Raw genomic sequence first — 11,962 nt, forward strand, 5'->3', positions numbered from 1 at the left:
CTCGATGTCCTCAACCGGCCTGGCGTGAGGCCCACGTCTTGGCTATCTGCGACCTGGACGTGAAGTTCAGCTTGCGCAGGATGTTCTCCACATGGCACTCCGCGGTGCGCTGGGAGATGACCAGGGAATCCGCGATCTGCTTGTTGCTCAGGCCTCGGGCGACGAGTTCGGCGATCTCCCGTTCTCTGCGGGTGAGGATGGAGGTGACGTCGGACTCGGGCTGGACGCCTTCCGCGGGCCGTGCGAGCTTCTCGTCCAGCGCATAGGCGGCGGCCTGGTCGAGAGTGAACTCCGAGCCCCGGTTGAAGGCCGCCTTGAACGTCCCTTCTTTGAGGTGGTGCCGGACCGTGGACTCGCACCGGTCGTGGAGACCCGCCAGATGCCGGAGGCCGGGCAGTGACGTTCCGATCGACCGCCAGACCATGTGAGCGGCGCCCAGCATCTGACCGGCCTGTTCGTACTGCTCGTCGTCGGCCAGGATCCAGGCCAGCCCCTCGAGGCACTGGGCGAGGCCCAGATGGTCGTTGCAGCGCAGCTTCAGCCGGACGGCGTCCCGCATCATGCTCACGGCCTGCCGGAGTGCGCCCTGGCGCCATCGGTCCAGAGCCGCGACCCACAGCGCGTACGAGACCGACCATGCGGCGTTCGCCTGCTCGGCCGTCTCCAGGACTTCCTCGCAGAGTTTCGCGGAACGCGGCTCGCCCATGAGGACGGCGGTCATGGCCAGCTGGAAAAGTGCCACCCAGGCATTGCCGCGATCGCCCAGGGCGCGGCGACGGACCAGGGCCTCTTCCAGGAGCTCGAAAGCTCGGGTGAAATCGCCGGTCAGCAACGTGGCGAACCCCGTGATGTGGACCGCGCCGGCGAGCTGGGCCTCATCACCCAGCCGCTCCGCCAGCTCCCGGCACTCTTCCAGCAACGGCTTGGCGGCCTGCGGTTCTCCGCGAAGCAGCACGAGCCACGCGTCGACCCACAAGGCCTTGGCCCGCAGGGCGCCGGCGCCGGGCTCCTGTGCCAGCGCCCGCTCCAGCCAGTGGTGCCCTTCGCTCGGAGAGCTCCACGAAAGCCGATGGCTCCACATCGCGCCGGCGATCTCGAGCGCGGCCCACGCCTCCCCGGGCTCGCTCAGGCAGAACTCCAGCGCGGCGCGCACGTTCCCCTGCTCGTCGGTGAGGCGCGCCAGCCACTCCATCTGATGCTCGCCGAACCACTCGGCCTCAGACTGCGCCGCCAGGTCGCGACACCAGTCACGGTGCCGCAGGCGAAGGGACTTGTCCTGGCCGGAGGCGACGAGCCGCTCCCATCCGTACTGGCGCAGTGTGTCGAGCATGCCGAAACGTACGGCAGGGCCCCGCCCGCGGCGCTGCACGATCGACTTGTCCACCAGCCGCGCGAGCACGTCCAGCACGACGTCCAGCGCGATCCCGTGCCCCGAGCACACGTGCTCGATGGCTTCCAGGCAGCAACTGCCCGAGAAGACCGACATCCGCTCCCACAGCGCCCGCTCGTCCTCGGCGCACAGGTCGTAACTCCAGTCCAGCAGCGCCCGCAACGTCTTCTGCCGCGGCGGCGCGGTAGTGGGCCCGGTCGTCAGCAAACGGAACCGGTTGTCGAGACGCTCGAGGATCTGCTCCACGGACAGGACCTGCACGCGTACCGCGGCGAGCTCGATGGCCAGCGGGATGCCCTCCAACCGCCGGCACAGCCGGGCCACCGTCACACTGTTGGCCTCGTTGACCCGGAAATCGTGCACGACGGACGCTGCGCGATCCTCGAACAGCCTCACCGCCTCGTTCTGCAGGGCGTCATCCATCGACGTCTCGGCCGCGCCCGGCACGATCAACGGCGGGACCTCAAGGATCCGCTCCCCCGCGATGTGCAGCGCCTCCCGGCTGGTTGCCAGAATGCTCAGCCCGGGGGCCATGGCCAGCAGATCGGCGGCCAAGGCGGCGCACTGCCGGAGCAGATGCTCGCAATTGTCCAGCACCAGCAGCGACCGCTTGTCATGCAGGTATTCGGCAAGAGAGGCCATATCCGGCTGAGGGCATCCGACGGCACCGGCGACCGTTTCCGCGAGCAGGTCTCCCGCCATCAGCGGAGCCAGGTCGACCAGCCAGATCCCGTCACGGAACTCCCGCGACATCTCCGCGCCGATCCGGCGCGCCAGCCGCGTCTTGCCCACCCCGCCGACACCGGTGAGCGTCAGCATCCGGCCGGCCGCGAGCAGGTGCTTGCCGTCGGCTATCTCGTGCCTTCGACCGACGAAGCTGGTGAGCTCAAGCGGCAGATTCCCCGCACGTGATCGCGCCATCGCCTCCATAGCACCACGAACCTAGTTCATCCTGACTCAAGGAAGTCGCTGATCATGCGTCGCGTAATCTTCCGGCTTTTCGATCCGGCTACCCGAATGGCAGGAAGGCCAACGCCACCACCACTGTCCCCGCGAATATTTAATTACCCGTTACGGGTAATGCCATGGCACGGCGGACGTAAATGCTGCTCTAGTCACGCTGCGCCTTCTCCAACTGCCTGGACCCGTTTCTCCGCGGCGAGTGACACCACGCCCAAGCGGGGGTCAGTGGTGCAGCTCGCGCCGGTCAGGTCCGCAGGAGCTCGATGACCGGAGCCATGGCGTCCAAGCCGCCTTCCAGCACCGTGATGTAGCGCCAGGGGGTGGAGCCGCTCCAGCGCGGTGCGCCGCGCGGTGGTCACCACCACGGCCGGGACCTCGTGGTTGAACTCCACCTCGGCGATCCGATCGCCGAGCCGGGCCCGTACGAGCTCCACCCGCTCGGCCATGGCCTTGACCCCGGCGAAGGCGGGCAGGCCCACTCTCGCGTTCGGGCCATCCGCGCCACCGTTGAAGCCGATGATGTCGGCGTGGTCGGCCGCCAGCCGCAGGACCCGCCTGCCTCGGCCCGCGAGGAGCAGGGGCGGCCGTCGCCGCGACGGATCGGGGTTCACCGCCGGATCGGCGAACAACCGGTGCAGGCCGGACACCACGCGCTCCAAATGGGCCGCGCGCTCGGCCGGACTCGGATACGGCATGCCGAGGCTCTCGAGCGTCTCCTGGGAGGCTGACGGCCGTCCGGCGGCCAGCCCGAGTTCGAGGCGGCCATCGATCAGGAGATCTGTGGTGGCGATGTCGCGGACCAGCAACGCGGGGGTGTAGAAGGTGGCGTCCAGCACGTAGGTGCCGATCCGCGCCCGGTCGGTGGCCTCGGCGGCCAGCACCATCGCGGGGAAGGGAGCGGGTTTGCCGAGGTGGTCGATGACGGCGATGGTGTCAAAGCCGATGTCCTCGGCTTTGCGGCACTTCTGTTTCCACTCACCGCGATCGCCGGCCGCCTGCAGAGCCACCCCGAACCGGAACGGGCGTCCGGTCATGCGGCCCCCCTCGGCTGGAAATGGTGGGCGTTCTCCGCCGCCCATTGCGCGAATGTGCGCGGCGGGAGGCCGGTGAGCTTCTCCACGTTGCCGGTCAACGTGGTGCCGTACTCGTTCGGCGTTCCGTACATCTGGAGCAGGATCTCCACCAGGTCCCCGTCAGTGACGCCGGGCGTCTGGGCGAAGGCGCGGAAGAGTGACAGGTCCGGACGTTTGCCCTCCATGCCCCACTCCTGTCGCGTCCGGTCAGGGGTGAGCTCCTCGAAGCGCAGGTCACGGCCGGTGGCGTCGGCCAAGTGGCGGATCATCTGGCGGGGCGTCAGGACTTCGGGCCCGGTGAGGTGGTAGGCCTGGCCGGCGTGGCCGTCCTGGGTCAGGACCGTCGCGGCCACGGCGCCGATGTCGGCCTCGTGGATGGGCGGGCTCTTTCGGTCACCGTACGGCTCACGCACGACGCCGGTGGTGCGCAGCGGCTCGCCCCAGTCGGCGATGAAGTTGGCCATGAACTGCACGGGCTGGAGGAAGGTCCACTGCAGGGCGCCGGCCCTGACGGCGGGCTCCAGGGTGCCCTCGTGCCAGCCGCTCAGCAGCGTCACCTTGCCCACCCCGGCCTTCCCGAGGAGATCCACGATCTCCTGCCCGTTGCGCAACGGCTGGTAGTCGCCGCCGAAGGTGATCAGGTGAGCTGCCCGGACGCCGTCGAACGCCGGGCTCAGCGTGCCGGAGCGGGTGAGGTCACCGGCGACGACCTCGACTCCTTCGGGCAGCTCGGCGCCGGCCGGATCGCGGGTCAGGGCGCGCACCTTCTGGCCTTGGCGGAGCAGGTGGTCGACGACGTGGCGGCCGACGGTTCCGGTGGCCCCGGTAACGAGAATGGTCATGACTCTGAGAGGGGTGCGGGCACCCGAAGTGTGACACCGAGATGATCAGCGGGGACGCAGGCCGTCCAGCGCGATCTCGGCGTACCGCCTCCAGTCACCGGCCGAATGGCGGATGACGGCCGCCAGACCACAAACGATCATGTTGACGTCCGCGGTCGTCGCATCCGGCCGGATCACGCCACCGGCCCGCGCCCGGTCGATCAGCTCGGCGATGACGCCGTGGAGCGCCGCGCGCGCCTCCCCGCGCGGCTCGGTCGATCCCATGGCCTTCTCGATCACCTCCGACATGCCGCGATCGCCCGCCAGCACCTCGCCGACGTGGCGCAGGAACAGGTCGAGCGCCTGGGACGGATCGTCCTCGGCGAGGCAGCGCGCCCGCGCGAACGCGGCAATCTCGGCGGAGCGCTGCTCGGCGACGGCCTCGATCAGAACCTCGCGAGTCGGGAACTTCCGGTAGAGGGTCCCCACGCCGACACCGGCCGTCCGGGCGATCTCCGACATCTGCACGTCAAAGCCGTGCTCGGTGAACAGCGCCCGGGCCGCCTCCAGCACACGGTCACGGTTGCGCTCGGCGTCGGTGCGCGGCTTACGCCGGGTCGGCGGAGTTGACATGCCACGAGATCCTCTGTCTAGACTCAATTGCGGAATCCGGATTCCGCATTCCAATTATGTCATGCGTGAAGGGTCACCGTCATGTCGAAAGACCGTTTCATCCTGCTGGCCCCCGGCGAGGTACGGCCCAGCCGCGTCCCCGCCCCGCCTGCGTTCGCCTTCAAGGCCAGAACCGAGGACACCGAGGGCAGACTCTCCCTGCTGGAGGTGATCCTGGCCCGCGACATCCCCCGCCACGTCCACCACGTCGCCGACGAGTGCATCTACGTGCTCGACGGCGTGCTGGAGGTCGAGTTCGACGACCGGGTCGAACACGTCGCCGCAGGCGGGTTCGTCCTGTTGCCGCACGGCGTCCCGCACGCCCTGCGCAAGGGCTCCACGCCGCCCCCACGGGTGATACAGATCTCCACGCCCGGAGGGTGGGAGTGCTACCTCGAGGACCTCTTCGAGGCCGGACCGGACGCCGCCGTCACCGATGGACAGTTCGACCCGAAGAAGCTCAACCTCATCGCCGCCAAGCACGAGATCACCTACGAGGAGCGGTAGCCACCACGGCATTCGGCTTCGAACCGGGACCGGCGGCACCCCCTGAGCGCCCCTCGGCTGCCGCCGTACCTCGGCCCCCGGACACCGCAGTCAGCGCGGATCCGTACCGGCGAAGGCCCGGTCGCTCCAGCCGGGCGATCTGCTGGCTGACCGCCGCCTGGACGATGTGCAGCGGCCCGGCCGAACCCGCCCTCCTCGGTCACCACCACGAAGTACTGCGACTGCCGCAGCTCCACGCATCCTCCGGCTATTCATCACGATCGGTGATTGACGCAGCTGCCAAACGCTTCTGGTTGGCGCGTTCGCCACCCCGGCCCCGGGCTCATTGGTCATCTGGGGCTCTTGGTCCCTTCTCGCAGGTCAGAGCGAGATGATCTCTTCAGGGGATTGGAGCTTCCCGCGTGACTGGCGGCTGCACCGCTGGCTCGACGACGACCGCGCCGACCGGCTGCTGCATCAGGAACTCGAAGAGGCCGCCACGCTCTGGACCCGCAACGGCCAAGGTAGCAAGTTACAAGTTTTGACATATGTAACCAGCCCGCTTAGCGTTCCTCGTATGGAGCAGAGAACACTCGGCGCCGACGTCTGTGTGGGGGCGGTCGGGCTCGGTTGCGCAGGCATGTCCGGCGCGTACGGACGCAGCGCCGACGAGCAGAGCATCGCGACGCTTCGCAGCGCGCTCGACGCCGGGATCACGTTCATCGACACGGCCGACCACTACGGGATGGGGCACAACGAGACGCTCATCAGGCAGGCGCTGCGACCCGCCGATCGCGACCGCGCCGTGGTGAGCGTGAAGTTCGGCGCGCTGTTCGGTGTGGACGGCAGCGTGCGCGGCATCAACGGCCGGCCCGACGCGATCCCGAACTTCCTGGGCTACTCGCTGCAGCGGCTGGGCACCGACTACGTGGACATCTATCGCCCGGCCCGGCTGGACCCCGCTGTCCCGATCGAGGAGACCGTCGGCGCCGTCGCCGAGATGGTGCAGAAGGGCTACGTGCGCGGCATCGGGCTGTCCGAGGCCGGCGCCGAGACGATCCGCCGCGCCCACGCCGTGCACCCGATCGCCGACGTCCAGATCGAGTACTCGCTGTTCAGCCGCGGCGTCGAAGACGAGATCCTGCCCACCTGCCGCGAGCTGGGCATCGGCGTCACCGCCTACGGGGTGCTCGCCCAAGGAATGCTGACCGGGACGTGGCGACCGTCGGCCGGCGACGCACGGCATCGCGGGCACCTGCCCCGCTTCGCCCCCGGCAACATCGAGACCAACCTCGCGTTGGTCGAGCGGCTGCGGGAGATCGCCACCTCCCGCGGCGCCACGGTCGCACAGCTCGCGATCGCATGGGTGCTCGCGCAGGGGCGCGCGCACCGCGACATCGTCGCGCTGGTCGGGGCCAGCCGACCGCACCGCATCACCGACGCGGTGGACGCCGCCGGCCTGCGGCTGACCGAGGACGACCTGGACGCGATCGAGCAGGCCGTCCCCCGGGGGGCGGTCGCGGGAGAACGCTACGCCCCCGCCCTGCTCGCGCTACTGGACAGCGAGCGAACGGGCGGCAGGCGCTGATGCCCGCCCGAACCCCGCTGGACGCGAACGCCATCCTGGCGGCCACCGAGGAGATCCTGCGCCGCCACGGCCCGGACAAGGCAACCGTCGTCGACGTCGCACGGGCACTCGGGGTCAGCCACGCCGCCGTCTACAAGCACTTCCCCTCCAAGCAGGCGCTGCGCGAGGCCGTGACCCGGCGCTGGCTCGACCGCAACCGCGACGCCCTCGCCGTCATCGCCGCCGACAGCGCGGTCCCGCCGGCGCAGCGACTGCGTACCTGGCTGCACGCCGTCCTGGCCGTGAAGCAGGCCAAGATTCGCGAGGACCCGGAGCTGTTCGCCGCCTATGGAATCCTCGCGGCCGCGCACAGCAGCGTCGCCACCGACCACGTCGCCGACCTCTTGGCCCAGCTGACGGCCATCATCGCCGACGGCGCCGCCGACGGCAGCCTCCGCACCGACGACGCGGAGGCCACCGCCCGCGTGGTCTTCAACGCCACCGCCAAGTTCAACCACCTCGCCCACGCGGCCGAATGGCAGAACCCCGGCATCGGCGCCGAACTCGACGAGGTGTGCAGCCTGCTGCTCGAGGGTCTTCACGCCCCCACATCGCCGTAGCCGAACCGGGTCGAGCACACGCCGCGACTCGTCAGCGGCGCGGTCGGCCCTGCCCATCGCCACCAGGCGGCAACCAATAAGGAGTGACGAACGACCATGGTTCAAGCAATCGGACTGACGCAGCCAGGCGGACCGGACGCTCTCGGCGAGCTCGACCTGGCGGCCGAACCGATCGGTCCCGGTCAGGTCAGGATCCGGGTGAGCAGCGCAACGGTGAACCCGACCGACACGATGATCCGTTCTCGTCCGCGGCAGGATGAGGCCGACGTGGTGCGGGTGCCGGGCATGGAGGTCGCCGGCGTGATCACCGAGATCGGCTCCGCCGTCGACCGCCCGTTCGCGATCGGGGACGCCGTCATGGCCATCGTGGTGCCCTCAGGTGAGCACGGCGGCTACCGGGCAGACCTCGTCGTGCCGGCACGCTCGGTCGCGAAGATCCCGGCCGGGCTCTCGGACGTTCAGGCCGCCACCCTCCCGATGAACGGGCTCACCGCCCGGCTCGCACTCGACACACTGGCGCTCCCGGCCGGCGCGACGGTCGCCGTCACCGGCGCCGCCGGCACCGTCGGCGGGTACGTCGTCCAGCTCGCCAAGCAGGCCGGGCTGGTCGTCGTCGCCGACGCCGCCCGGCAGGACGAGACCTTCGTCCGCGAGTGCGGAGCCGACGAGGTCGTGCCGCGGGGGGACGACTTCGCCGCAATGGTCCGCCGCCACCACCCGGGCGGCGTCGACGGGCTCGTCGACGCCGCCGTGCTGGAGGCCGCCGTGCTCCCTGCCGTCAAGGACGGCGGCACCGTCGTCACCGTCCGCGGTTACCAGGGCGACGGGACCGACCGGGTCCGCGTCGCCCCGATCTTCGTCCGCGACTACGTCGAGGCCGCGGCCGAGCTCGACCGGCTCGCCGAACTCGCAGGTGAAGGACGGCTCACCGTCCGCGTGGCCGGCGAACTGCCCGCCTCCCGAGCCGCCGACGCGCATCGCTGGCTCGAACGGCGCGGCGTTCGCGGGCGGTTCGTCCTGCGGTTCGGCTGACCGATCCTCGCGGAGGGCTGCACATGACTCCCGAAAGCGCCGTCCTCACTGGAGAAGCCGCGGTAGTCGGCCACGGTGCATACCGGTTCGCCCCTCTGGTTCCTTACAGGCGTTCGGCGGCAGACGCCCTTCTCACGTTCTGGCGAGGGCGGCTCGCAGTTCGTCGGTCACCGCGTGCAGGCAGCTGCCGAAACTCGCATGTCCTTCGGCCTCGATCCAGTGCCGGAAGGCGTTCTGGAAGGCCACCGTGGCGATCTGTGCGACCAATTCGGCCGTCCCGGCGCTCACCTGACGTTGCTTCAGGGCATCGCGGATCGCCTCGGTGATCGCGGCCGTCTTGGTCCGTTCGCGCTCCTGCAACTCCGGGCTGGCGTCGATCACCGCCCGGCGCTCCGCCGCGCCGTCCACCTGCTCGACGAGCTGGGCACCGACTCGCGCCAGCGCGTCGAGTGTGGCAGCGAGCGGAGCCGCGTTCGGGTCTGCCGTCAGGACTGCCTCCGCCAGTGCCGGGGGCAGGCGCTCTGAGCCGGCGAACAGGACCTCGCGCTTGTCCGGGAAGTAGCGGAAGTAGGAGCGCCGGGTGAGTCCGGCCCGCTCGGCGATATGGGTCACCGTCACGTTGTCGTAGCCGCGCTCCAGGTACAGCTCCAGAGCCGCCCGCTTCAGGCGCTCCTCGGCACCCGGATCCCACCTCGCCATAGGCCGACGGTAACAGGTGATGTCCCACTGTGTCATCTGTGCTAGCCTGCGCTCACGACACACTGTGTCATCACTGAGGGATATCCGTCCCCGGTGCGGGCCCGGAGCAGGCAGGGTGACGTTCACATGACGAAGACCAGCGAGACCGGCGGGACGACCGGCGAGAGCAGGACGAACGACGAGGTATGGATAGTCGGGGCCACCGGCCGTGTCGGCCGAGGGGTGACCGCGCGACTGGCCGCGCGGGGGCTGACGGTCGTGCCGGTCGGGCGCAGCCGGAAGCGGATGATCGCCGCCGGGGCCCAAGCCGGTCTGCCTGCGGACGCGAAAGTGGTCGTCGCCGACTCGGCTGAGCGGATCGCGGACGAGATCGTCCGGGAGCGCCCGCGGGTGGTGGTGAACACGATGGGCGCCTTCGCCGCCACGGCACCGGTGATCGCCGGGGCCTGCATGCCTGGCGGCCACTACGTCGATCAGGCCAACGACGTGGTCGCCGTCGACCGGCTGCTCGCCCTGCACGACGAAGCGGTGCGGGCGGGCAGCACCCTGGTCACCGGCGCCGGATTCGGCGTGCTGGCGACGGAGGCGGTGGTAGCGAAGCTGTGCGAAGGCCGGCCCACGCCGCACCGGGTGCGGGTCGACGCCGTGGCCTCGGTGGCCGTCGAGGCGGGCGTGCTCGGTGCCGCCTTGGCGGCCAGCATCGTGGACGTGCTCACCGCCGGCGGACGGCGGTACGAGAACGGGCGGCTGGTGACGTCGCGCCTCGGCGCGGACCCACAGCAACTCACCTTCCCGGACGGGGAGTCGGCGACGTCGGCAGGTGTCGCGTCGGGCGAGCTCGTCGCGGCGCATGCGGTGAGCGGAGCACCGTTCGTCACGGCCACTTCCGCTCTCGTGCCGACCGCTCCGCTGATGCGTGCCCTGCTCCCGCTGCTCGGCCGCCTGCTGTCCGTTCCGACGCTGGGACGCCTCGCCGTCGACCGGCTCGGCCGGGTCCCGGTGAAGGCCGCATCCCGCCCGCGCAAGCACTCCTGGGGGCACGCCGTCGTCGAGTGGGCGGACGGCGCCCGGTACGAGGGATGGCTCCGCGCCGGCGACGGTATGGACTTCACGGCCGACGTCACCGCCACCGTCACCGAACTGCTGGCCCGTGGCGTCGGCAGGCCCGGGGCCTGGACGCCGGCAGCCGCCCTCGGGACTGACCTGGCAACGACCGCAGGCGGCACCTTCGTACTGGACTGAGGAGCGCTGATGCCCGCCGCCCGGAGGCTGCCGGGGCCTCGGCGAGTGCACGCGACAACCGCCGGCGCGGGCACGGCGTGCCGGGAGCCGGGCGCACCGCGCCTTGGCCAGGCCGACGCCCCGGCAACGGATTCCGGCAAGGCGATCCAGGACGGCGCGAGCGGCGGCCTCCTGGACGGTCCGCGTCTCGGCCTCCAGCTCCACCCGGAGCCGCACCAGCTCGGCGTCGCGGGCCCGGCTCATGCTCACCGGCCGGTCGAGATCCTCGGCCACCGGCTCGGTCGACTCGCCCCGCGCGGCCCGCTCCAAGCGCTTGCGCTCGCGGAACGCGGTCAGGGCGGTGTGTCCCGGGTCGCGCACCTGAGGCACAGATCACGTCACAATCACGCCCCTCCGGCAGCTCTCAGGGTGCATGAGCAACCCAGCTGAGTACGTCCTCCGCACCCCGGACGAGCGCTACGACAACCTCCCCGACTACCCCTTCGACCCCCACTACACCGAGATCAGCGGCGGGCTGCGCGTGCACTATGTGGACGAACGCCCAGAGAAGGCCGGCGGGGAGACGATCCTGCTGCTGCACGGCGAGCCGACCTGGAGTTACCTCTACCGGCACGTGATCCCGCCGCTGGTCGCGGCCGGCCATCGATGCGTGGCGCCCGATCTGATCGGGTTCGGCCGTTCGGACAAGCCCGCTTTCCGCTACGGCTACACCTACCAGGCGCACGTGGACTGGCTGCGCGAGACCATCTTCGACGCCCTGGACCTGCGGGATGTCACCCTGGTATGCCACGACTGGGGCGGCCTGCTGGGCCTGCGGCTGCTGGCCGAGCAGCCCGAACGCTTCCGCCGGGTGATCACCGCCAACACGATGCTGCCCACCGGGGACTCCGACGAGATGGGCCCGTTCTACGTCCAGTGGCTGCAACGCAGCCAGCGCGCCTACCCGTTCGAGCCGGGCGAAGTGGTCACCCGCAACGCCGTGGGCGAGGTCGACCCCGCGGTCGTAGCCGCTTACAACGCCCCTTTCCCGGACGAGTCGTACCTGGCGGGCGCACGCCAGTTCCCCCTGCTCGTCCCCATCTCGCCGCAGGACGTGGCCAGCGAACCCAATCGCGCCGCCTGGGCCGTACTGGAGAAACTCCAGATCCCATTCCTGTGCGCGTACGGAGAACGCGACGGGGTCACGGGCCCGCACGCCCAGCGCATGGCCGAACGCGTTCCCGGCGCCACCTCGGTCATGATCGCCGACGCGGGCCACTTCCTCCAGGAAGACCAGCCGCAACGGCTCGCGGAGGTCATCAATGATTTCGTCGCGGCTTCCCCGATGACGGCCTGAAACGGCAGGCCGGCTCTTCGGCTCCTTCAGGAGTGGATCCATCCCGGACAGCCGGGCGGCC

11 protein-coding genes are annotated in these 11,962 nt (G+C 70.3%); 6 read left to right on the forward strand and 5 right to left on the reverse strand.

Annotated elements, in window-relative coordinates:
* Positions 1 to 10: 10 nt before the first annotated feature.
* The 4 genes from ACQPWU_RS38280 to ACQPWU_RS38295 all read right to left on the reverse strand — a co-directional run bounded on the left by ACQPWU_RS38280 (position 11) and on the right by ACQPWU_RS38295 (position 4,880).
* Entirely contained in the window at positions 11 to 2,311 is a 2,301-nt protein-coding gene (locus ACQPWU_RS38280) for a LuxR C-terminal-related transcriptional regulator (RefSeq protein WP_433430408.1), read from the reverse strand.
* A gap of 194 nt (positions 2,312 to 2,505) precedes the next feature.
* Entirely contained in the window at positions 2,506 to 3,387 is an 882-nt protein-coding gene (locus ACQPWU_RS38285) for a TIGR03621 family F420-dependent LLM class oxidoreductase (RefSeq protein ID WP_433430410.1), read from the reverse strand.
* Positions 3,384 to 4,268 (reverse strand): SDR family oxidoreductase, encoded by an 885-nt coding sequence (locus ACQPWU_RS38290; protein ID WP_433430411.1) that lies wholly within the window; start codon positions 4,266 to 4,268, stop codon positions 3,384 to 3,386. Before ACQPWU_RS38290 ends, ACQPWU_RS38285 begins: the two co-directional genes overlap by 4 nt.
* Positions 4,269 to 4,313: 45 nt before the next feature.
* A complete protein-coding gene (locus ACQPWU_RS38295; protein ID WP_433430413.1) occupies positions 4,314 to 4,880 on the reverse strand; it encodes a TetR/AcrR family transcriptional regulator in 567 nt (188 codons plus the stop codon).
* 81 nt (positions 4,881 to 4,961) lie between these two features.
* On the opposite strand from ACQPWU_RS38295, the gene ACQPWU_RS38300 reads away from it, so the two are divergent.
* The 4 genes from ACQPWU_RS38300 (at position 4,962) to ACQPWU_RS38315 (ending at position 8,624) form a co-directional block, all read left to right on the forward strand.
* A complete protein-coding gene (locus ACQPWU_RS38300; RefSeq protein WP_433430415.1) occupies positions 4,962 to 5,426 on the forward strand; it encodes a cupin domain-containing protein in 465 nt (154 codons plus the stop codon).
* A gap of 556 nt (positions 5,427 to 5,982) precedes the next feature.
* Positions 5,983 to 6,993 (forward strand): aldo/keto reductase, encoded by a 1,011-nt coding sequence (locus ACQPWU_RS38305; protein WP_433430416.1) that lies wholly within the window; start codon positions 5,983 to 5,985, stop codon positions 6,991 to 6,993.
* Positions 6,993 to 7,592, forward strand: coding sequence for a TetR family transcriptional regulator (locus ACQPWU_RS38310; protein ID WP_433430418.1), 600 nt, complete (start codon positions 6,993 to 6,995; stop codon positions 7,590 to 7,592). Before ACQPWU_RS38305 ends, ACQPWU_RS38310 begins: the two co-directional genes overlap by 1 nt.
* Positions 7,593 to 7,688: 96 nt before the next feature.
* Positions 7,689 to 8,624: an NADP-dependent oxidoreductase gene (locus ACQPWU_RS38315; RefSeq protein WP_433430420.1), complete on the forward strand. Its 936-nt coding sequence runs from the start codon at positions 7,689 to 7,691 to the stop codon at positions 8,622 to 8,624.
* 132 nt (positions 8,625 to 8,756) lie between these two features.
* Here the strand turns inward: ACQPWU_RS38315 and ACQPWU_RS38320 are convergent, their stop codons facing one another.
* Positions 8,757 to 9,323, reverse strand: coding sequence for a TetR/AcrR family transcriptional regulator (locus ACQPWU_RS38320; protein ID WP_433430421.1), 567 nt, complete (start codon positions 9,321 to 9,323; stop codon positions 8,757 to 8,759).
* Between the two features lie 126 nt (positions 9,324 to 9,449).
* Between ACQPWU_RS38320 and ACQPWU_RS38325 the strand changes: the two genes are divergently transcribed.
* Together ACQPWU_RS38325 and ACQPWU_RS38330 are read left to right on the forward strand one after the other, a co-directional pair.
* Positions 9,450 to 10,565, forward strand: a complete 1,116-nt coding sequence (locus tag ACQPWU_RS38325) for a saccharopine dehydrogenase NADP-binding domain-containing protein (protein ID WP_433430422.1) — start codon at positions 9,450 to 9,452, stop codon at positions 10,563 to 10,565.
* 412 nt (positions 10,566 to 10,977) lie between these two features.
* Positions 10,978 to 11,901 (forward strand): haloalkane dehalogenase, encoded by a 924-nt coding sequence (locus ACQPWU_RS38330; protein ID WP_433430423.1) that lies wholly within the window; start codon positions 10,978 to 10,980, stop codon positions 11,899 to 11,901.
* The last annotated feature ends 61 nt before the right edge of the window (positions 11,902 to 11,962 follow it).

Origin of the sequence: Nonomuraea sp. CA-141351 (genome assembly GCF_050944675.1) — a bacterium.
GTDB lineage: Bacteria > Actinomycetota > Actinomycetes > Streptosporangiales > Streptosporangiaceae > Nonomuraea.